Annotated in this window: 19 protein-coding genes; 7 read left to right on the plus strand and 12 right to left on the minus strand. The window is 68.9% G+C overall.

Going from position 1 to position 21,354, the window contains the following annotated elements; genetic code table 11:
- The first annotated feature begins 3 nt into the window (after positions 1 to 3).
- Positions 4 to 822 carry a tRNA (guanosine(37)-N1)-methyltransferase TrmD gene (gene trmD, locus E6C76_RS20790; RefSeq protein ID WP_269140182.1) on the plus strand — a complete coding sequence of 273 codons (819 nt, stop codon included), beginning with the start codon at positions 4 to 6 and terminating at the stop codon, positions 820 to 822.
- An 84-nt stretch (positions 823 to 906) separates the two neighbouring features.
- Positions 907 to 1,302, plus strand: coding sequence for a 50S ribosomal protein L19 (gene rplS, locus E6C76_RS20795; RefSeq protein ID WP_136350178.1), 396 nt, complete (start codon positions 907 to 909; stop codon positions 1,300 to 1,302).
- A gap of 76 nt (positions 1,303 to 1,378) precedes the next feature.
- Here rplS and lptG read toward each other — a convergent pair whose 3' ends face one another.
- Positions 1,379 to 2,458 (minus strand): LPS export ABC transporter permease LptG, encoded by a 1,080-nt coding sequence (gene lptG / locus E6C76_RS20800; RefSeq protein ID WP_136350179.1) that lies wholly within the window; start codon positions 2,456 to 2,458, stop codon positions 1,379 to 1,381.
- On the minus strand, positions 2,455 to 3,552 hold the full coding sequence (lptF, locus tag E6C76_RS20805) for an LPS export ABC transporter permease LptF (RefSeq protein WP_230976353.1): 1,098 nt from the start codon (positions 3,550 to 3,552) through the stop codon (positions 2,455 to 2,457). Before lptF ends, lptG begins: the two co-directional genes overlap by 4 nt.
- A gap of 115 nt (positions 3,553 to 3,667) precedes the next feature.
- On the opposite strand from lptF, the gene E6C76_RS20810 reads away from it, so the two are divergent.
- The 4 genes from E6C76_RS20810 (at position 3,668) to E6C76_RS20825 (ending at position 9,074) form a co-directional block, all read left to right on the plus strand.
- Positions 3,668 to 5,167 (plus strand): leucyl aminopeptidase, encoded by a 1,500-nt coding sequence (locus tag E6C76_RS20810; RefSeq protein WP_136350181.1) that lies wholly within the window; start codon positions 3,668 to 3,670, stop codon positions 5,165 to 5,167.
- A 5-nt stretch (positions 5,168 to 5,172) separates the two neighbouring features.
- A complete protein-coding gene (locus tag E6C76_RS20815) occupies positions 5,173 to 5,607 on the plus strand; it encodes a DNA polymerase III subunit chi (RefSeq protein WP_136350182.1) in 435 nt (144 codons plus the stop codon).
- Positions 5,604 to 6,089 (plus strand): hypothetical protein, encoded by a 486-nt coding sequence (locus tag E6C76_RS20820; protein ID WP_211090304.1) that lies wholly within the window; start codon positions 5,604 to 5,606, stop codon positions 6,087 to 6,089. Before E6C76_RS20815 ends, E6C76_RS20820 begins: the two co-directional genes overlap by 4 nt.
- Before the next feature lie 102 nt (positions 6,090 to 6,191).
- Entirely contained in the window at positions 6,192 to 9,074 is a 2,883-nt protein-coding gene (locus E6C76_RS20825; RefSeq protein WP_136350183.1) for a valine--tRNA ligase, read from the plus strand.
- Between the two features lie 166 nt (positions 9,075 to 9,240).
- On the opposite strand, the gene E6C76_RS20830 is transcribed toward E6C76_RS20825, so the two are convergent.
- The 8 genes from E6C76_RS20830 to E6C76_RS20865 form a co-directional block, all read right to left on the minus strand.
- Complete coding sequence (locus E6C76_RS20830; protein WP_136350184.1) at positions 9,241 to 10,464, minus strand: ATP-binding protein; 1,224 nt, start codon at positions 10,462 to 10,464, stop codon at positions 9,241 to 9,243.
- 258 nt (positions 10,465 to 10,722) lie between these two features.
- Positions 10,723 to 11,364, minus strand: coding sequence for a TetR/AcrR family transcriptional regulator (locus E6C76_RS20835; protein WP_136350185.1), 642 nt, complete (start codon positions 11,362 to 11,364; stop codon positions 10,723 to 10,725).
- A gap of 5 nt (positions 11,365 to 11,369) precedes the next feature.
- On the minus strand, positions 11,370 to 12,500 hold the full coding sequence (locus E6C76_RS20840; RefSeq protein ID WP_136350186.1) for an ABC transporter permease: 1,131 nt from the start codon (positions 12,498 to 12,500) through the stop codon (positions 11,370 to 11,372).
- Between the two features lies 1 nt (position 12,501).
- On the minus strand, positions 12,502 to 15,261 hold the full coding sequence (rbbA, locus tag E6C76_RS20845; protein WP_136350187.1) for a ribosome-associated ATPase/putative transporter RbbA: 2,760 nt from the start codon (positions 15,259 to 15,261) through the stop codon (positions 12,502 to 12,504).
- Positions 15,258 to 16,331, minus strand: coding sequence for an HlyD family secretion protein (locus E6C76_RS20850; RefSeq protein WP_136350188.1), 1,074 nt, complete (start codon positions 16,329 to 16,331; stop codon positions 15,258 to 15,260). The genes rbbA and E6C76_RS20850 overlap by 4 nt, the downstream gene beginning before the upstream one ends.
- A 16-nt stretch (positions 16,332 to 16,347) precedes the next feature.
- On the minus strand, positions 16,348 to 17,805 hold the full coding sequence (gene adeC / locus E6C76_RS20855; RefSeq protein ID WP_136350189.1) for an AdeC/AdeK/OprM family multidrug efflux complex outer membrane factor: 1,458 nt from the start codon (positions 17,803 to 17,805) through the stop codon (positions 16,348 to 16,350).
- A gap of 266 nt (positions 17,806 to 18,071) precedes the next feature.
- Positions 18,072 to 18,302, minus strand: coding sequence for a sulfurtransferase TusA family protein (locus tag E6C76_RS20860; protein WP_136350190.1), 231 nt, complete (start codon positions 18,300 to 18,302; stop codon positions 18,072 to 18,074).
- A 70-nt stretch (positions 18,303 to 18,372) separates the two neighbouring features.
- Positions 18,373 to 19,803 (minus strand): beta-barrel assembly-enhancing protease, encoded by a 1,431-nt coding sequence (locus E6C76_RS20865; RefSeq protein WP_136350191.1) that lies wholly within the window; start codon positions 19,801 to 19,803, stop codon positions 18,373 to 18,375.
- An 82-nt stretch (positions 19,804 to 19,885) separates the two neighbouring features.
- Here E6C76_RS20865 and moaC point away from each other — a divergent pair, with 82 nt between their 5' ends.
- Positions 19,886 to 20,374 carry a cyclic pyranopterin monophosphate synthase MoaC gene (moaC, locus tag E6C76_RS20870; RefSeq protein ID WP_136350192.1) on the plus strand — a complete coding sequence of 163 codons (489 nt, stop codon included), beginning with the start codon at positions 19,886 to 19,888 and terminating at the stop codon, positions 20,372 to 20,374.
- A gap of 47 nt (positions 20,375 to 20,421) precedes the next feature.
- On the opposite strand, the gene E6C76_RS20875 is transcribed toward moaC, so the two are convergent.
- Together E6C76_RS20875 and E6C76_RS20880 are read right to left on the minus strand one after the other, a co-directional pair.
- Positions 20,422 to 20,715: a hypothetical protein gene (locus E6C76_RS20875; RefSeq protein WP_136350193.1), complete on the minus strand. Its 294-nt coding sequence runs from the start codon at positions 20,713 to 20,715 to the stop codon at positions 20,422 to 20,424.
- 17 nt (positions 20,716 to 20,732) lie between these two features.
- Positions 20,733 to 21,275 carry a flavodoxin gene (locus tag E6C76_RS20880; RefSeq protein WP_136350194.1) on the minus strand — a complete coding sequence of 181 codons (543 nt, stop codon included), beginning with the start codon at positions 21,273 to 21,275 and terminating at the stop codon, positions 20,733 to 20,735.
- Positions 21,276 to 21,354 lie beyond the last annotated feature (79 nt).

Here is a 21,354-nt window from a genome sequence, read left to right on the forward strand (position 1 = left end):
ACGGTGGATACCCAGACGGACCGCCAACGTGCGGACGGCAACGAGGCCCGGCGCTTCGACGTGGTGACGCTGTTTCCGGAAATGTTCGCCGCCCTCACCGGCAGCGGCATCACCCGCCGGGCGCGGGAGCGCGGTCTGTACGAGATCGCCTTCCACAACCCGCGCGACTTCGCCCACGACGTGCATCGCACGGTGGACGACCGTCCCTACGGAGGCGGTCCGGGCATGGTGATGCTGGCCGAGCCGCTGGAGCAGGCGATCGAACAGGCCCGGGAGGCCCAGCGCACGGCGCTTGGCAAGCCCGGGCGGGTGATCTACCTGTCGCCCCAGGGGCGCAGGCTGGACCATCGCAAGGTGATGGAACTGGTGGATGCACCGGCGCTGGTGCTGCTGTGCGGGCGCTACGAGGGCATCGACCAGCGCGTGCTGGAACGCTGCGTGGATGAGGAGATTTCGCTGGGCGATTTCGTGCTCTCCGGCGGCGAACTGCCGGCGATGGTGCTGCTCGATGCCATCGTGCGCCAGTTGCCCGGCGCGCTGAACGACGCGGATTCGGCGCGCGAGGATTCCTTCGCCGAAGGGCTGCTGGACTGCCCGCACTACACCCGCCCCGAGGTCTATCGGGGCGCGCCGGTGCCGGCGGTGCTGTTGTCCGGCAACCACGCGGCGATCCGCCGCTGGCGCCTCAAGCAGTCGCTCGGGCGCACCCGGCTGTTGCGTCCCGATCTGCTGGACGGACGCAGGCTGAACAAGGAAGAATTGCGCCTGCTCGAGGAATTCGGGCAGGAACAGGAAGGGACGGCGGACCGCGATGCGGACTGACCGCCCCATTACAAACCGCACGCATCAGGTACGCCTGCTCTGCGCGCAAGGCCAAGTGCCATTGAAACGACAGGAGTCACACTGATGAACCTGATTCAGCAGATCGAACAGGAAGAAATCGCCCGCCTGAGCCAAGGCAAGACCATCCCGGCGTTCGCTCCCGGCGACACCGTGATCGTCCAGGTGAAGGTCAAGGAAGGTACCCGCGAACGTCTCCAGGCCTACGAAGGCGTGGTGATCGCCAAGCGCAACCGCGGCCTCAACTCCAACTTCATCGTGCGCAAGATCTCCTCCGGCGAGGGCGTGGAACGGACCTTCCAGACCTACTCCCCGCTGGTGGCCAGCATCGAAGTGAAGCGCCGCGGCGACGTGCGTCGCGCCAAGCTGTACTACCTGCGTCAGCGTTCGGGCAAGTCCGCGCGGATCAAGGAAAAGCTCGACTACAAGTCGGCCGCCGCGAAGAAGCAGCAGCAAGCCTGATCGCGCCGAACCGGCGAAAGGAAAACGGACCCTTCGGGGTCCGTTTTTCGTTGACCTGCGCCGGCAGCGCGTCGATTCAGCGCCGCTCGACCAGATACAGCAGCGCACCGGCCGCGAGCAGGAAGATCAGCGCCGGCGTCAGCGCCGCCATCACCGGCGGCCAGGCGTTGATCACGCCGAGATTGGAGAACAGGCCGTTGAGCAACTGGAAGCCGATGCCCAGCATGATGCCCAGGAAGACCTTCACGCTCACCGCGCCCATGCGGTCATGCATGAAGGCGAAGGGCAAGGCCAGCGCCATCATCACCAGTGTGGCGAGCGGATAGGTCAGCTTCTTCCACAGGGCGATCTCGTAGCGCTCCGTGCTCTGGCGGTTTTCCTGCAGGTGGCGGATGTAGGCGTACAGCGCGACCACCGACATGCGCTCGGGCGAGATCATCAGCACGCTCAGCACCTCCGGCGTGAGCTCCGAGCGCCAGACCAGCTCCTCCTGGCGCTCCACGGTGGTGGCTTCGTCGGTGAACCGGGTGCTCACCACGTCGCGCAGGCGCCATACGCCTTCCTGGCGGTCGTAGGCGCCGGATGCCGCCTCGCTCGCCGAAGCCATCTGATTCTCGGCATCGAATTCGAAGATGCGCACGCGCTCCATGCTGCGGTCGGCCCGCAGGGTGCGCACATTGACGATGCGCGGACCGTCCTTCACCCACAACCCGGAACGCAGTTGCTGCGACACCGTGGAATTGGTCGCCACCAGGCGCCACTGCTGTGCGGCGCTTTCCGCCGGCGGGGCGATGTATTCGCCGAATACGAAGGTGAGCACCACGAACACCGCGCCGACCTGCGCGAGCATGCGCATCATGGCCAGGTTGGACAGCCCGGAGGCGCGCATCACGGTGATCTCGGAGTGGCGCGCGAGCGTGGTGAGCGCGTACAGCGTGCCGATCAGCACGGCGATCGGCAGCAGTTCGTACACCCGCCCCGGCAAGGTCATCAGCACATAGATGAAGGCGTGGTACAGCTCGTAGCCCTGCTTGCCGATGTCCTCCAGTTCATTGACGAAGTCGAAGAACGCGAACAGGCCGAGGAAGGCCACCAGCACCAGGCCGGTGGACGCGAAGACCTCGCGGGCCAGATAGCGCTTCAGCACCGGACTCATGCGCGCGCCCGCCAGAACGGCGACACCGCCAGCCGGTGATAGAACAGCAGGCCGAGCGCCAGCGCGACCACCAGATGCGGCAGCAACAGGCCGAGCTCCACGGACAGCCGCCCGCGCGACACCCAGGCCTGGCAGATGGAGATGGCGTTGCTGTAGATCAGGAAGGTCAGCACCGCGACGATCAGGTTGTTGGTACGCCCGGCGCGCGGATTGACGAAGGACAGCGGAATCGCCAGCAGGGCCAGCAGCAGCGCGGAGATCGGCGCGCCGATGCGCCCGATCAGTTCGGCAAGGTGATGGCGCTCACCGCTGTCGATCAAGGCTGCCGTGCTCATCGCGCGCGAACGCGTCGCCTGGCTGGCTGCCTCGCGCTGTTCCACCAGCACCGAATAACGCTCGAACTCCATCACCCGGTATTCCGTCGTGCCCGGTTTGCCCTCGTAGCGGCGGCCCTGTTCCAGCACCACGTAGCGGTCGCCATCCTCATCGACCAGCACCGAGCCCTCGGCCGAGACGATCACCCCCTCGCGCCCCGGTTCCTCGCTGCTGATGAACACATTGCGCACCTTGCCGTCCGCGCCCGCGCCCACCTCGACGAAGAACACCCGCGAGGCACCGGCCGATTCGCGGAACACCCCCGGCGCCACGCGCGAGCTGTCGTCCCGGCTTTCCAGCCGGTTGCGGTACTCCACGTTCATCTGTTCGGCCCACGGCGCCAGATACAGCGTGGCGGCCGCAATCACCAGCGCGAACGGCACGGCGAAGCGCAGCACCGGACGGATCCAGGCGGTCAGCGGCACGCCGGAGGCGAACCACACCACCATCTCGGAATCCTTGTAGCTGCGCGACAGCGACATCAGCACGGCGATGAACAGGGTCAGCGACAGGACGATGGGCAGACGCGCCAGGGCGCCGAAACCGATCAGGCCCAGCACCGCGTCGGACGGCACGCGGCCGCCGGCGGCGTCGCCCAGCATGCGGATCAGCACGGTCGTCAGCAGAATGGCGAACAGCGCCACGAACACCGCGGCGGCGGCGTGGGCGAATTCGCGCTGAAGAGCGCGCCGGAAGATGTTTGCGCGAGGAGCGGCCACCGAGAATTCTTGTGTTGCGCGGGCCTTGCGCCCGGGCATGGTTCTTTGACGGCCTTTGCGCGAAGGGGCGATAATCGACCCCATTTCGCGACGGCGTCATTCCAAGGAACAGCGCATGGAATTTACCATAAAGACGGCTTCCCCGGAGAAGCTGCGGACCGGCATCCTGGCACTCGGCATCGCCCACGGCGGCAAACTCTCCGGCGCCGCGGCGGCGGTGGACAAGGCCTCCAAGGGCCGTCTGGCCGCCCTGCTCAAGCGCGGCGACCTGGACGAAAAGCCCGGCTCCCTGCAACTCCTGCACGACCTGCCCGGCGTGAGCGCCGAACGCGTGCTGCTGGTCAGCTTGGGCAAGCACGACCAATTCAGCGAGAAGGCCTGGCGCGACGCCGTGTCCGCCGCCGGCAAGGCGCTCGCCGGCACACCGGCGCGCGAAGCCGCGCTCAGCCTGCTCGACGTCGACCTGCCCGGCCGCGACACCGCCTGGAAGCTCACCCAGGCCGCCCGCCTGCTCGCCGACGCCGCCTACCGCTACGAAGCGCCGCGCGTCGAGGCCGGCAAGCCCCCGCGTGAACGCGGTGCCAAGGTCATCACCGTGCTGATCGGCGAAGCGGTCAGCGCCGAACTGGAAACCGCCCTCAGGCAGGGTCAGGCCATCGCCGAAGGCATGGCCCTGGCGCGCGACCTGGGAAACAAGCCGGGCAACGTGGCTACTCCGGCGCATCTGGCGGAAACCGCCCAGGCGCTCGCCAAGCAGTTCAAGCTCAAGGTCGAGGTGCTCGAACGCGCCGACATGGAAAAGCTCGGCATGGGTGCCCTGCTCTCGGTGGCGCGCGGCTCGCACCAGGCGCCCAAGTTCATCGTGCTGCAGTACAAGGGCGGCAAGTCCAAGGACAAGCCGGTGGTGCTGGTCGGCAAGGGCATCACCTTCGACACCGGCGGCATCTCGCTGAAGCCCGCCGCCGAGATGGACGAGATGAAGTTCGACATGTGCGGCGCCGCCAGCGTGCTGGGCACCTTCAAGGCGCTCGCCCGCATGGCCCTGCCGATCAACGTGGTCGGGCTGATCCCGACCACCGAGAACATGCCCGGCGGCGGCGCCACCAAGCCCGGCGACGTGGTCACCTCGATGTCCGGCCAGACCATCGAGATCCTCAACACCGACGCCGAGGGCCGCCTGATTCTGTGCGACGCGCTGACCTACGCCGAACGCTTCAAGCCGGCCGCGGTGATCGACGTCGCCACCCTCACCGGCGCCTGCGTGGTCGCCCTGGGCAAGATCCCCAGCGGCCTGCTCGCCAACGACGACGAACTGGCCGCCGAACTGCTGGCGCGCGGCAGCGAATCCGGCGATCGCGCGTGGCAACTGCCGCTGTGGGACGAATACCAGGATCTGCTGAAGAGCAACTTCGCCGACATGGGCAACATCGGCGGGCGCTACGCCGGCACCATCACCGCGGCCTGCTTCCTCGCGCGCTTCACCAAGGCCTACAAGTGGGCGCACCTGGACATCGCCGGCACCGCCTGGCTGTCGGGCGACAATAAGGGCGCCACCGGCCGGCCGGTGCCGCTGCTCAGCCAGTTCCTCATCGGCCGCGCGCAGGCGGGGAACTGAGCCGCGTGCCCAAGGTGCAGTTCTACCACAACGCCGCCGACCGCATCGGCCTGGCCTGCGAGCTGGCCGCGCGCGCGCATGCGGGCGGCCGGCGGGTGGCGCTGCGCCTGGACGACCCCGCCGAGGCGCGCCGGCTCGACCACCTGTTGTGGAGCTTCGAGCAACTGGCCTTCATCCCGCACGTCGCCGCCGATTCGCCGCTGGCCGCCGAGACCCCGGTGGTCATCGGCCGCGCGCAGCAGCGCGACTGGCCGCACCAGGACGTGCTGATCAACCTGGCCGCCGATCTGGCGGCGGACTTCGAGCAGTTCCGCATGGTGGTGGAGATCGTCGGCCAGAGCGAAGCCGACAAGGCGCCGGCACGCGAGCGCTTCCGCCACTACAAGCAGCGCGAACTGCCCATCCAGGCCTTCGACGCCGTGCGCCGGGAGGCCTTGTGAGCGACTGGCGCCGCGACCCGCCGCTGCGCGACGACGACATCGAGGCCGCCGACCGCCTGCTCGACCAGGCCGACGCGCTGCTGCGCCGCCACCGCGCCGACGAACCCACCGTGGAGGGCGGCGACGACCTGCCCATCCTCACCGACGTGGTCGATGAATCCGACCCCGCGCTGCCGCGCCTGATCGAACAGCATCCGGCCGCGCAGCCCATGCCTGCCTTCACCCCGCCGCCGCAGGCGGCCCCGGCGCACCCCGATCTCTCCCATACCCTGGCCGAGCACCTGATCCGCCTCGACACCGAAGTCTCCCGCGAGATCGAGGACTGGATCCAGCGCGAACTGCCGCAACTGCTCGCACGCGAGTTCGAGGCCTTCAGCGAGCGCCTGCGCCTGGAGGCGCTGGAAAACCTGCGCGCCACCCTGCTGCCCCGTTTGTCCGACCGCATCGCCAAGCACCTGGACGAATCCGAACCGCCGCGCTGAAGGCCCCGCCGCAGGCGGTTTCACGGACGGATCGCCGACCGGCCGGCCCGGCCGATCCGCTATAATCGCCCCCTTTGCCTCGACGAAGAGCCCCAGCACGCCATGGAACTCGCCAAGAGCTTCGAGCCCGCCGAAATCGAATCGCGCTGGTATCCCCAATGGGAGAACAGCGGCAACTTCAAGGCCGGCCTCGACACGTCCAACCCCAACGCCTTCTGCATCCTCATGCCGCCGCCCAACGTCACCGGCACGCTGCACATGGGGCACGGCTTCAACCAGACCATCATGGACGCGCTCACCCGCTACCACCGCATGCGGGGCGACAACACCCTGTGGCAGCCGGGTACCGACCACGCCGGCATCGCCACGCAGATCGTCGTCGAGCGCCAGCTGGACGCCCAGGGGGTCAGCCGCCACGACCTGGGCCGCGAGAAGTTTCTGGAGAAGGTGTGGGAGTGGAAGGACTACTCCGGCGGCACCATCACCCGCCAGATGCGCCGCCTGGGCGCCAGCCCGGACTGGTCACGCGAACGCTTCACCATGGACGCCGGGCTGTCCAGGACCGTCACCGAAACCTTCGTGCGCCTCTACAACGAGGGCCTGATCTACCGCGGCAAGCGCCTGGTGAACTGGGACCCCAGGCTCGGCACCGCGGTGTCCGACTTGGAAGTGGTGCAGGAAGAAGAAGACGGCAAGCTCTACCACATCCTCTACCCCTTCACCGGCGGCCCCATCGGCGATCTGCGCGGCCTCACCGTCGCCACCACCCGCCCCGAGACCCTGCTGGGCGACGTCGCGGTGATGGTGCACCCCGAGGACGAGCGCTACGCCCACCTGCTCGGCAAGACCGTCGAACTGCCGCTCACCGGCCGGCACATCCCCATCATCGCCGACGACTACGTGGACCGCGAATTCGGCACCGGCTGCGTCAAGGTCACCCCGGCGCACGACTTCAACGACTACGCCGTCGGCCAGCGCCACCAGCTGGACATGATCGTCGTGCTCACGCTGCAGGGCGGCATCCCCGCCGAGGCCGAAGTGTTCGACACTGCCGGCCGGGCCAAGGGCCGCATCGCCATGCCGGCCTCGGTGGCCGGGCTGGACCGCGTGCCGGCGCGCGAGCAGGTGGTCGCCGAACTGGAAGCGGCCGGCGTGCTGGCCGAGGTCAAGGCCCACAAGCTGCAGGTGCCGCGCGGCGATCGCACCAACGTGATCATCGAGCCCATGCTCACCGACCAGTGGTTCGTCGCCATGAGCAAGCCCGGCGCGGACGGCAAGAGCATCACCCAGAAGGCGCTGGAAGTGGTCGCCTCCGGCGAGATCAAGTTCTACCCGGAAAACTGGGTCAACACCTACAACCAGTGGCTCAACAACATCCAGGACTGGTGCATCTCGCGCCAGCTGTGGTGGGGCCACCAGATTCCCGCCTGGTACGGCAACGATGGCCGCTGCTGGGTCGCCCACGACGAGGACGAGGCCCGCGCGCTGGCCGCCGGGGACGGCTACGCCGGCGCGCTCACCCGCGACGAGGACGTGCTGGACACCTGGTACTCCTCCGCCCTGTGGCCCTTCTCCACGCTGGACTGGACGCCGGAGTGGCCGCAGGAGAGCAACCCCGCGCTGGATCTCTACCTGCCCTCCTCGGTGCTGGTCACCGGCTTCGACATCATCTTCTTCTGGGTCGCCCGCATGGTCATGATGACCAAGCAGATCACCGGCAAAATCCCCTTCAAGCACGTTTATGTGCACGGCCTGATCCGCGACGCGGAAGGCCAGAAGATGAGCAAGTCCAAGGGCAACGTGCTCGACCCCATCGACCTGATCGACGGCATCGGCCTCGACGAACTGGTGCAAAAGCGCACCTTCGGCCTGATGAACCCCAGGCAGGCGCAGAGCATCGAGAAGAAGACGCGCAAGGAATTCCCCGAGGGCATCCCCGCCTTCGGCACCGACGCGCTGCGCTTCACCTTCGCTTCGCTCGCCAGCCCCGGCCGCGACATCAAGTTCGACCTCGCGCGCTGCGAGGGCTACCGCAACTTCTGCAACAAGCTGTGGAACGCCACCCGCTTCGTGCTGATGAACACCGAAGGCCAGGACTGCGGCCTGGGCGAGGACGCCGCCGCCCTGTGCGAAGCCGGCGGCTATCTGGAATTCTCCTTCGCCGACCGCTGGATCGTCTCCCGCCTGCAGCGCGCCGAAGCCGAGGCGGCCGAGCACTTCGCCAACTACCGCTTCGACCTGATCTCGCGGACCCTCTACGAGTTCGTCTGGGACGAGTACTGCGACTGGTACCTGGAACTCGCCAAGGTCCAGTTCCAGCACGGCACGCCCGCCGAACAGCGCGCCACCCGCCGCACCCTGCTGCGCGTGCTGGAAACCGTGCTGCGCCTGGCCCACCCGCTGATCCCCTTCATCACCGAGGAACTGTGGCAGACCGTCGCCCCGCTGGCCGGCCGCAAGGATGCCGAAAGCCTGATGCTGGCGCGCTACCCGCAGGCCGACCCGGCGCGCATCGACGAAGCCGCCGAGGCGCGCGTCGCCGAACTGAAGGGGCTGGTGTACGCCTGCCGCAACCTGCGCGGCGAAATGGGCATCTCCCCGGCCCAGCGCCTGCCGCTGGTAGCCGCCGGCGACGCCGAAGTGCTCAAGGTGTACGCGCCCTACCTCGCCGGGCTGGCCAAGCTGGCCGAGGTGGAGGTAGTGGCGGAAATCGGTACCGACGCGCTCGCCCCGGTCGCCGTGGCCGGCGAAACCCGGCTGATGCTCAAGGTGGAGATCGACGTGGCCGCCGAACGCGAGCGCCTGGGCAAGGAAATCGCCCGCCTGCAAGCCGAGGCCGCCAAGGCCGAAGGCAAGCTGGGCAACGCCAGCTTCGTCGACCGCGCGCCGGCCGCCGTGGTGCAGCAGGAACGCGACCGCCTCGCCGGCTTCCAGGCCACGCTGGACAAGCTGCGCCCGCAGCTGGACAAGCTGGCCGGACGCTGATCGGCACAATCCGGACGACCCCGGAGCGCCACGCTACGGGGGAAGATGCAAAGCCCCTCTCCCCTCGCGGGCAAGGTTGGGGAGCGGGGCGGAATCCGTCAGGATGCCCACGCGCCGACGGCCCGCCAGCCATGAACCGTGGAGGGCGATATTCGGGAAAGCCTTTTCAAAGATAGGCGATGGGGATCGCCGTCACAGCCCTGGAAAGCGGAATGTCCCGCTCCACGAAACAGATCACCGCGCCGGGGCCGACGGGCTTGTTCAGCTTGTCCAGCACCGTGAAGTGCCGCTTGGCGTTGTGCGAAGGCGAAGCGGTTTTCTTGATTTCCACCGGATGCAGCGCGGTGGCCGAATCGACCAGCAGATCCACCTCCTGCTGGTCCGCGTCGCGGTAGAAATACAGCGGTGCTTCCAGCCCGTTGTGCCAGTAGCTCTTGAGCACTTCGCTGACCACCCAGGTTTCCAGCATGGCCCCGGACATCGCGCCCGCCTCCAGCGAGGCTGCGTCCGGCCAACGGGTGAGGTAGGCCGCCAGCCCGGTGTCCAGGAAATACAGCTTGGGCGCCTTGACGAGGCGCTTGGTCAGGTTGGAATGCCAGGGTTGCAGCAGATACACCAGCCCGCACGTTTCCAGCACCGCAAGCCAGGCCTTGGTGGTCTTGCTGTCGACATCCACGTCCCGCGCCAGGCTGGAATAGTTCAGCAACTGCCCGGTGCGCGCGGCCACGGCGGTAAGAAAGCGATGGAAGGCGGTCTGGTCGGAAATTTTCAGCACGTCCTGCACATCGCGCTGGATGTAGGTCTGCACGTACGAGCGATAGAACACATCCCGCGCCGCCGCGCCCTGCGTGTTGAGCCGGGGATAGGAACCCAGCCAGATGCGCTCGAACACGCTCGACAGCGGCTGCGGGCTGGCACCTTGCCGCGCCTGGGCGATCCAGTCCGCCGTCGGCACGAAAGGCCTGGATTCATCCCCCCGCCCCAGCAACTCCGCCTGCGACAGGCCAAGCAGATCGACGATGGCAACCCGCCCCGCCAGCGTTTCGGTGATGCCGCGCATCAACTCGAATTTCTGCGAACCGGTCAGCCAGAACAGCCCGTTGGCCTTGTCCCGATCCACCTGCAACTTGATCGCCGGGAACAACTGCGGCGCATACTGGATTTCGTCGATGATGACCGGCGCCGGCCAGGTTTGCAGGAACAGCGCCGGATCGGATTGCGCCAGCGCGCGGGCGTCCAGATCGTCCAACGTCACGTAGCGGCGCGGCGCATCTCGCGCGCACATTTCCAGCAAGGTCGTCTTGCCGACCTGACGCGGGCCGGTCAGCATGAGCACGGGGAAAGCATCGCTGACGCGGTACAGGGTTTGGGCGAGGGTGCGGGAGTACATGGCTCGTGCATATTGGAATCAAATTCCAATATACACGACAACCAGGCATGACTGAACCGCATCGCATCGAATGCAGTTGCGGCGTCCTGCCACCTCCCCTCGTGGGAGCGTAGGCGGAAAAGCCTGCGTAGCCCGGATGAAGCGCAGCGCAATCCGGGAACAGCGTCGCCGGCCCGCGCGGCCGTCCCGGATTCCGGCCTGCGGCCTGCATCCGGGCTACGCTTGCTGCCACGGGAGCGTTTTTTGCATCCGCTCCGCTTATTGGCCGGCGGCCTCGCCCAGCAGCGCGCCCCGCAGTTCGGCCTTCAGTTCCTCCACGCCCAGTTCGCGCCCGCCGAGCTGCACGCGGACCTCGCGCGAGGCCAGCACCATCGAACAGGCGCCGAACAGCGCGAACTGCAGCACCAGCGGCTCCACCGGGCGCAGCACGCCGGCCGCCATCGCCTCGCGCCACAGGGGCGACAGAATCTCCACGCCGGGGCGGATCAGCCGGTCCACCAGAAAGCCGCGGCGCTCCTCCGGTTCGGCCAGCGCACGCAGGGTGAAGTTGACGTAGTCCGGCATCCCGGCCAGGGCGTCCATCATGCTGTCGAGCAGCGCACCCACGCGCCCGGCCACCGGCGCGCGCGGTTCGGCCAGCGTGGCGGCGGCGCGCAGCCAGTCGTCGTGGCTCAGCGCCACGCGCTCGACCACCGCCCGCCACAGTCCGGCCTTGCCGCCGAAGTGGTGCGCCACCATGGAGGCATCGCAGCCGGCCGCCGCGGCGATCGCACGCAGGCCGGCGCCGTCGAAGCCCAGCCGGGTGAACGCCGGCAGCGCGGCGGCCAGCAGGCGTTCGCGGCAGTCGGTAGCGCCGCGCGGGCGGCCGGGGGTGCGTGGCGCGGAGGAAGGCTTGTGCATGCCGCTCAGGCCATCTGGCTGATGGTCTTGCGGAAGCGCGCCAGCGCCACGCTGAAGAACACCGCGCCGATCGCCAGGATCGCCAGGCACTGCGGCCACACCACGTCCAGCCCCGCGCCGCGGTACAGGATGGCCTGCGAGGCCGAGACGAAGTGCGTGGTGGGCGCGGCCAGCATGATGTGCTGGGCCAGTTCCGGCATGCTCTCGCGCGGCGTGGTGCCGCCGGAGAGCATCTGCAGCGGCAGCAGCACCAGCAGCATCAGCAGGCCGAACTGCGGCATCGAGCGCGCCAGCGTGGCCATGAAGATGCCCATCGAGGTGGTGGCGAACAGGTGCAGCATCGCGCAGCCCAGGAACAGCGCAATCGACCCTTCGATGGGCACCTGCAGAACCCCCTCCACCACGGTCTTCAATGAAAACGCGGTGGCGCACAGCACCACCAGCCCCATCGACCACACCTTGGCGAGCATGATTTCCGCCGGGGTCACCGGCATCACCAGCAGGTGCTCGATGGTGCCGTGCTCGCGCTCGCGGATCAGCGCCGCGCCGGTGAGGATGATGGACAGCAGGGTGACCTGGTTGATGATCTCCATCAGCGAGCCGAACCAGGCGCGCGTGAGCCCCGGATTGAAGCGCGCGCGCAGGTTGAGGTCGACCGGCGGCGCGGCGCTGCCGCGATGGCGCTGGACGAATTCATTGACCTCGCCCAGCACGATCTGCTGGATGTAGCCCGCGCCGGTGAACGCCTGGCTCATGCGCGTGGCGTCCACGTTGAGCTGGATGGCCGGCGAGCGCCCGGCCAGCACGTCGCGCTGGAAGTCGGGCGGGATGTTGAGCACGAAGGTGTAGCGCCCCTCGTCCATGCCCGGGTCCACCTCGGGCAGTTCGAGCATCTGCGGCCTGGTGAAGTGCGGCGGGTAGAAGGCCGAGACGACGCGCGCGGACAGCGGCGAGACGTCCTCATCCACCACCGCGATGGAGGCGTTGTGCAGCGTCTCCGGCATGGCCGTGGCGGCGCTGTAGATGGCCAGCGTGAAGGTGTACACGATGAGCGCCAGCATCATCGGGTCGCGCCACAGGCTCCACAATTCCTTCACGCCCAGGCGGTAGATGTTGGCCAGGCTGCGGCTTTTCATCCTAGCGCTCCTGCTTGCGCAACAGCGCGATGGACAGCCCGATGATCACCGGCACCGCCAGCGCCATCGCCCAGAACGCGCCGTGCAGGTCGGGCAGCGCCAGCGCCTTGGTGAACACGCCGCGGCTGATGGTCAGCATGTGGCTGGCCGGGTGGATCTCGCCGATGGCCCGCCCCATGCCCTCCAGCGAGGACACCGGATTGAGCAGCCCGGCGAACTGCACCGCCGGCAGCATGGTGCCGAGGATGGCGACGAACATCGCGGCGATCTGGCTGCGCGTGAAGGTGGAGGCGAACAATCCGAAGCCGGTGGCAAACAGCACGTAGATCAGCGTCGCCAGCGCCAGGCTGAGGAAATCGCCCTTCACCGGCACGCCGAACAGCACCACCGCCAGCACCACCATCAGCAGGAAATTGAGCATGCCCAGCGCCACGTAGGGCAGCTGCTTGCCGATGAGGAATTCCGCCCGCGTCACCGGGGTGACGTAGAGATTGAGGATGGAGCCCAGCTCCTTCTCGCGCACCACCGCCAGCGCGGTGAGCATGGCGGGGATCATCAACAGCAGCAGCGGAATCACCGCCGGCACGATGGCCGGCAGGCTGCGCACGTCCGGGTTGTAGCGGTAGCGCGTCTCGATGCTGGCCGCCCCGGCGCCGGCCTCCGCGCCCAGGCGGATGCGCGCCATGTCCGCCAGCCAGGTCTGGTGCATGCCGGCCACGTAGCCCTGCGCGGTTTCCGCGCGCTGCGGCATGGCGCCGTCGATCCACGCGGCGATCTGCACCGGCTGGCCGCGCAGCAGGTCGCGGCCGAAACCGGGCGGGATTTCCAGCGCCAGCGACAGTTCGCCCGCGCGCATGCGGCGGTCCATGTCCGCGTAGTCGGCGATCGGCGCGCGCTCGGTGAAGTAGCGCGAGCCGGCGAGGTTGAGCACGTAGTTCTGGCTGAGCGTGCTCTGGTCGCGGTCGAGCACGGCGAAGTCGAGGTTCTCCACGTCCAGCGTGATGCCGAAGCCCATGATCAGCAGCAGGATCAGGCTGCCCAGCAGCGCCAGCGTGCCGCGCACCGGGTCGCGCATCAGTTCCATGGCCTCGCGCTGCGAATAGCTCAGCGCGCGCGCCGGGCTGAAGGCCGCCGGACGCCGGGCGGATTCGGGCGCGGGCTCGGCCACCGGCGGCGCGGCCTCGTCGGCAGGCTCGGCGGCCTGCTCGCCCTGCGCGCCGGCCTCCTCCAGATAGGCGATGAAGGCGGCTTCCAGCGATTCCGCGCCGCGCTGGCGCACCAGTTCGGCGGGGGATTCGCTCACCAGCACGCGGCCGGCGTGCATCAGCGAGATGCGGTCGCAGCGCTCGGCCTCGTTCATGAAGTGGGTGGAGATGAAGATGGTCACGTGGTCCTTGCGCGCCAGGTCGATCATCAGCCGCCAGAAGTTGTCGCGCGCCACCGGGTCCACGCCCGAGGTGGGCTCGTCGAGGATCAGCAGTTCCGGCTTGTGCACCATCGCCACGGCCAGCGACAGGCGCTGGCGCACGCCCAGCGGCAACTGGTCCGGCAGGCTGTCGAGCACCGCGTCCAGGCTGAAGCGCGCGCTCATCTCGGCCACGCGCGCGTCGATGTCCGCCACCGCCACGTTGAACAGGCGGGCGTGCAGCACCAGGTTCTGGCGCACCGTGAGTTCCGAATACAGCGAGAAGGCCTGCGACATGTAGCCCACGCGGCGGCGCGTGTCGATGTCGCGCGCATCCACCTTGTGGCCGAACAGCCAGGCCTCGCCCTCGCTCGCCGGCAGCAGGCCGGTGAGCATCTTCATGGTGGTCGATTTGCCGCAGCCGTTGGAACCCAGGAAGCCGAAGATCTCCCCCCGGCGGATGCGGAAGCTGACCTGATCGACCGCGGTGAAATCGCCGAAGCGCATGGTCAGCCCGCGCGCCTCGATGGCGATCTGCGCGTCCGCCTCGTCGGCCAGCGGCGGCACCTCCACCGCGCGGTGGCCGCGCCGCGCCTCTTCCGGCAGCAGGGCGATGAAGGCGGCCTCCAGATTGTCGGTACCGGTACGCGCGTGCAGTTCGCGCGGTGTGCCGGTGGCCAGCACGCGGCCGGCGTTCATCGCCACCAGCCAGTCGAAGCGTTCGGCCTCGTCCATGTAGGCGGTGGCGACGATCACGCTCATGCCCGGCCGGCCGCGCCGGATGCGCGCGATCAGCGCCCAGAACTGGCTGCGCGCGAGCGGATCGACGCCGGTGGTCGGCTCGTCGAGGATCAGCAGTTCCGGGTCGTGGATCAGCGCGCAGCACAGCCCCAGCTTCTGCTTCATGCCGCCGGAGAGCTTGCCCGCCGGACGCGCCAGGAAAGGGTACAGGCCGGTGGCGCGGGTAAGGTCGTCGATGCGCCGCCGGCGCTCGGCGGCGTCGTGCCCGAACAGGCGGCCGAAGAACTGCAGGTTCTCTTCCACCGACAGGGTCGGGTAGAGATTCTTGCCCAGGCCTTGCGGCATGTAGGCGATGTGCGGGCAGGAGGCCTCGCGGTGGCGGCGCTCGGCCATGTCGCCGCCCAGCACCTCCACCCTGCCCTGCTGCACGGCGCGCGCGCCGGCCACCAGCGACATCAGGCTGGACTTGCCCACCCCGTCCGGGCCGATCAGCCCGACCATGCGGCCGGCGGGAATGTCCAGGTCGATGCCCGCCAGCGCCTGCGTGGCACCGTAGCGCAGCCCCACCCCGCTCAGGCGGACGACCGGCGCAGCGCCGCCGCCCCCGCCGTTCATTGCAGAGCCCGCAGCGCCAGTTCAGCCGGCCATTCGGCCTGCGGATCGATGCGCACCCAGGCCACGCCGGGCAGGCCGGTCTTCACCTGCTCCAGATACTTGCGCAGCAGTTCGGGAGCGATCTGCGCGCGCACGCGGAACATCAGCTTCTGCCGCTCGCTGGCAGTTTCCACCGTCTTGGGGGTGAACTGCGCGGTGCTGGCGACGAAGGAGATGGTGGCGGGAATCACCAGATGCGGCGCGGCATCCAGCACGATGCGCGCCTCTGCGCCGAGGGCCACGCGGCCGGCCACCGTCTCGGGCAGGAAGAAGGTCATGTACACGTCGGACAGGTCGACCAGATTGAGCACCTTGCCGCCGCCGCCCAGCACCTCGCCGGGCTGCGCCACGCGGAACTGCACGCGGCCGTCGCGCGGCGCCTTCAACTGGCTGTCGGCGATGTCGGTGTCGATGCGCGCCACGGTGGCCGCCGCCGCTTCCACGGTAGACCGCGCGCCCACCCGTTGCGCCTCGGCGGCCGCCACCGCAGCGCGCGCGGCGGTGACCTGGGCGCGCGCGGCATTCAGCGCGGCCTCCGCGCTGCGCGCGCGGGCGCGGTCGTCGTCGAGTTCCTGGATGGAGGCCGCGCCCTCGGCGGACAAGGTCTGCGAACGCGCCAGCCGGCGCTGCGCGGCATCCACCTCGCTCTCGCGCTGCACCACCAGCGCCTGGGCGGCGGCCAGATCGCTCTGGCGCACCGCCACCTGCGCCTCGGCGCTGCCTACCGCGTTGATGGTCTGCTGATGGTAGGCCACCGCCTCGTCGCGCTGGGCGTTCAGGCCATCCACCTGCATCTGCGCCAGCACCGCGCCGGCCTGCACGAAGTCGCCCTCGCCGGCGTAGATGTCCACCACGCGGCCGGGCAACTTGGTGGCCACGTCGATCTCGGTGGCCTCGATGCGCCCGTTGCCACTGGCGAAGCCTTCATCCGGTCCGGACGCCCGCAGGGCGTTCCAGGCCAACCAGGCGCCGGCCAGCGCCACGGCGACGACGCCCCCGGCGATCCATTTATTCTTCGGCAATGCGTTCATGGTTCCCGCCACTCCTTCAATCGTCCACCGCGGCCCGGCTGCCGCCGCCCAACGCCGCATACAGCCCCACCCGGCTGGACAGCAGCGCGCGGCGCGTCTGCACCACCTGCTGTTCGACGGTCAGCAGATCGCGCTGCGCATCCAGCACTTCCAGATAACGCGCCGCGCCGTTGTCGTAGCGCAGCTTGGCCAGCCGCGCACGCTCGCTCTGCGCGCCCAGCGCCACGCGCTGGATGCGCAACTGCTCTTCCAGCCAGTGACGCGTGGCGAGCGCATCGGCCACCTCGCGGAAGGCCTGCTGCACGGTCTTCTCGTAGCCCGCCACGGCCTGATCGCGGCGCACCTCGGCCAGATCCAGCGCCGCGCGGTTGCGCCCGGCATCGAAGATCGGCAGCGACAGGCTGGGGGCGAAGCGCCAGGCCCCGCTGCCGGCCTCGAACAGCCCGTCCAGCGTGGCGCTCGCGGTGCCGGCCGAGGCAGTCAGCGCGATACGCGGGAAGAAGGCCGCGCGCGCCGCGCCAATGTTGGCGTTGGCGGCCTTCAACTGGTGTTCGGCGGCGATGATGTCCGGCCGCCCGGTGAGCAGCGCGGAAGGCAGCCCGGCATCCAGCTCGTGCAGGATCTGCCCGTCGTCCAGCCCGGCCGCCAGCGGCGCCAGTTCCACCGGCACGCCCACCAGCAGGGTCAGCGCATGCGCCTGCAGCGCGCGCGCCTGCTCCAGTTGCGCGAGCAGGCCCTGGGCCTGGGTCAGCAGGGTTTCCACCTGGGTCAGATCCAACTTGGAGGTGGCGCCCACCTCCACGCGGCGGCGGAAGATGCGGTAGGCCTCCTCACGCGTGTCCACGGTACGGCGGGCCAGCACGATGCGCTCGTCCAGTTCGCGCAGGCCCAGATAGGCATCGGTCACCTGCGCCACCAGCCCCACCGTGGCCGCGCGCCGCGCCGCGTCGGTGGCCAGGAAGGATTCCAGCGCGGCAGCCTCCAGATTGCGCACCCGCCCCCAGAAATCCAGCTCCCAACTGGCCAGCCCCAGCCCGACCTGGTACTGGCCGCTGTGCTGGATCTGCCCGGTGATGTTGAGATCGGCCGGCGTGCGGCTGCGCGCGCCGTCGGCACCGACGGCGATGGTGGGGAAGCGGTCCGCCCGGCTGATGCCGTAGGCTGCGCGCGCCTCCTCGACGCGCAGCACGGCGGCGCGCAGGTCGCGGCTGTTGTCCAGCGCGGTCTGGATGAGTTCGCGCAGACGGGGATCGGCGAAGTAGTCCTGCCAGGCCAGGTCGGCGGCCTGCGCGGTGCCGCCGGCGGCCTGCGCCGCATCGGCCGGATAGTGCGCCGCGACCGGCGCGGCAGGTGGTGTGTAGGGCGGCGCCAGCGAGCAGGCGCCGAGCGCCGCCAGCATCGCCGCCAGCGCTGCGTAGCGGCGACCCGCGTGCGCACAGCGTTGCAGCGGTTTCAACGAAGACGGCTTGGGCATTTCTTCGCTCCTGCGGTACCTGCGCAGCGCGCCGGGCAAAGCGCCACCGTACGCTGCGTTCCGCTTTCGCACCGTGGCGAAAGCACGGCTTCATTATCCAACGGCCGTTGGATAGCGACAAGTCGAACGCCGGTGCGATTGCCCACCCGGGGCATTGGACCGCCTGAGGCTCGGACAATCCGGGCTGACGCATCCCGCAAAAGCGGAAGGGCCACCCGTGGGTGGCCCTTCGAGATCGATGCAAGCGGCCGACGACGGCCCATCCGTCACTTGCGCTTCAGGAAGAACTCCAGCGCCTTGTCGTCGGTCTCGCCCTGGCGCAACAGTTCGTTGCCGGTCTGCCTGGCGAAGGCCAGGAAGTCCTTGGCCGCGCCGGGGTCGGTGGCCAGCACGCGGACCACCTGGCCGGGCAGCATTTCGGCGAGTGCCTTCTTGGTGCGCAGAATGGGGAGCGGGCAGTTCAGGCCGCGCGCATCCACTTCCTTGTCGAATTCCATCGGTATTCCTCGATCAACGAATCGGCCGATTCTAATGCCTGGGCGGCCGTACCGGAAGGCGCGCAGGCGCTCAGCGGCGTTGTTCGCGCTCTTCGCGCATGCGGTTCTGCAGTTCGCGCAGGCGGGCGTCGAGGGCGGAAAGATCGAAGAAATCGCCGTCGCCCGCGCGGCGGCCGATCTCCAGTTGTTCGATGGCTGCCGGCAGCGCGCCGCGCAGCACGTACACCTCGGCCTGCGCGCGGTGTTGCGCGGTGCGCTTGCCGAGCGCGGCGTTGGCACGTGCCACGCTTTCCCACATGCGCGCGTCGTCGGCGCGCCGCTGCACGGCGGGGCGGGCGATTTCCAGCGCTTCGGCGGGCTGGTCGGCGGCCAGCAGCGCATCGACCAGGGCCTGGCGCAGCACCGGGCTGTCCGGGAATTCCTTGCGTGCTTCCTTGAGCGTCTTGACCGCATCGCCGGGGCGGCGCGCGGCCAGATCGATCTCCGCTTCCAGGCTGGCAAGGAAGGTGGACGGAGGGCCTTCCTTCTGCAGCGCCTGGGTGGTGGCACGGGCATCGTCGATGCGCCCGGCGCGCAACTGGGCACGTGCCACGCCGTAGCGCAGCGCACGATCCTCGGGCTGGGCGGCGGCGCGGCTTTCCAGATCGCGCAGCGCGTCCAGCGGCGTGCCGGCGGCGGCGCGCAGCTTGGCGCGCACGAACTGGAAGTCGTCGGAATCGACCACCTGGCGGTAGCGCATCTGCCCGACGCGGTTCTCCATGTCGGCGATCCGCGCGGTGGTCAGCGGGTGGGTGCGCAGATAGGCCGGCGCGTTGTTCTCGTAGAGCCGGCCGGAACGCTGCAGGCGCTCGAAGAAACTCGGCATGCCGCGCACGTCGAAGCCGGCGCTTTCCAGCGTCTGCAGGCCGACGCGGTCGGCCTCGTGCTCGAAGTCGCGCGAATAGCCCAGTTGGGCCTGGATCGCCCCGGCCTGCCCAGCGGCCAGTGCGGCCTCGCTGACCTGCGAGTCACTGCGCGCGGCGAGGATGGCGAGCAGCACCGAGGCCAGCATGACCATGCTGCTCTGGCTTTGCTTGCCGACCAGTTGGGCGATGTGGCGCTGGGTGACGTGGGCGATTTCGTGGCCGAGTACCGAAGCCAGTTCGGATTCGCTCTGCGCGGCGAGGATCAGCCCGGTATGCACGCCGATGTAGCCGCCCGGCAGGGCAAAGGCGTTGAGCGTGTTGTCGCGCACGCCGAAGAATTCGAAGGACTGCTGCGGGTTGGGGCTGTGCACGGCAAGCTTGCGGCCGAGCCAGTTGAGGTATTCCTCGACTTCCGGATCGTCCAGGTAGGCCGCATCGCGCCAGCGGATTTCCTGCATGATCGATTCGCCGATGCGTCGCTCATAAAGCGGGGAGAGGTCGCTGGCGGCCACGTCGCCCAGGTCGGGCAACTCGATGGCGGTGGCGGGGAAAGCCAGCGTGAAGCTCAGCAGCAGGGCGAGAAGTCGGCGCATCATCGGGTGCTATGATACAACTCGTTTCCATCCGGTTCCGCGCTGAGTGTATCGGCGTGTAGCCCACCGCCCGGCCCTCCCCCGCATGAACGATTCCCCCCCTTCCCTCACCCATTTCGATGCCGAAGGCCAGGCCCACATGGTCGACGTCGGCGCCAAGACGGAAACCCGCCGCGTGGCCGTGGCCACCGGGCGCATCCTCATGGAGCCGGCCACCTTCGCCATGGTGCGCGACGGCAGCGCAAAGAAGGGGGACGTGCTGGGCGTGGCGCGCATCGCCGCCATCCAGGGCTCCAAGCGCGCCAGCGAACTGATCCCCCTGTGCCACCCCATCGCGCTGACCCGTGTGGCGGTGGAATTCGCCCTCGACGAGGCGGCCGGCGCGGTGGATTGCACGGTGACCGCCGAGACGGTCGGGCGCACCGGGGTGGAGATGGAAGCACTCACCGCCGCCAGCGTGGCGCTGCTCACCATCTACGACATGTGCAAGGCCGTGGATCGGGGCATGCGCATCGAGGGCGTACGTCTGCTGGAAAAGCAGGGCGGCAAGTCCGGGCACTGGACCGCCGCCTGATTCCGGACGTGCCGTCCGCCCGCGCGGGAGACGGCACGCATCGCACTTCAGTGCTCCCGGACGGCCTCGCGGCGCTCCTCGCCGAAGTGTTCCAGCTGTGCCGCGCGCCAGCGCGTCAGCAAGGCGCCGCAGGCCTCGCGCACCGCGTCGCCGGCGGCCGGATGTTCCGCAAGGCACGCCAGATGGCCGACCAGGTTGCGCATGCGGCCACGGCACACGCCGTCCATCGCGGCCTGGGAGAGCAGATGCAGCGTGCGCGCCAGGGCGCGGCCGACCTCCGCGTCGATGTCGCCGGCGGCGGGCGTACGCGCCGCCGACGGCGGGAACCGATAGATCGCCATGTGCGTCTTCCCCGCGCTCAGGCCGGCAGGCCGAAATCGGCTGCGATCTGCTTGAGCCACGCATCCAGCCGCGCCTCGGTCTGATCGGCCTGGTTGTCGAGATCGAGCGCGAGGCCGACGAACCGGCCATCCTCCACCGCCTGGGAGGTGGCGAAGTCGTAGCCCTCGGTAGGCCAGGCGCCGACCAGCTTCGCGCCGCGCTCGCTGAAGAAGTCGTACAGCACGATCAACGCGTCGACGAACTCGTTGCCGTAGGCCACCTGGTCGCCCAGACCGAACAGCGCGATGGTCTTGCCCTCGAAGGACAGGTCCTCGATCTTCGGCAGGAATTCCTCCCAGCTCTCCGCGTCGGCATCCGCCGACAGACCCGGCAACTGCCCTTCGCCCAGCGTCGGCGTGCCGAGGATCAGGTAGTCGTAGGCGGCGAAATCGCCGGGCTCGATGCGATTGACGTTGACCGGATCGGCCATCGTGTCGTCGTCGAAGCGTTTCTTGATCTGCTTGGCCACCTTGCGGGTGTTGCCGGTGTTGGTGCCGAAGAACAATCCGATGCGTGCCATTGCCGTTCCTTATCGAGTCGGGGATGGGTTGGGCGCACAGCCGGCGCCCGCTCGCCGGCGATTAACCATATCGTCGACA

Origin of the sequence: Pseudothauera nasutitermitis, from assembly GCF_004801295.1 — a bacterium.
GTDB classification, from domain to species: domain Bacteria; phylum Pseudomonadota; class Gammaproteobacteria; order Burkholderiales; family Rhodocyclaceae; genus Pseudothauera; species Pseudothauera nasutitermitis.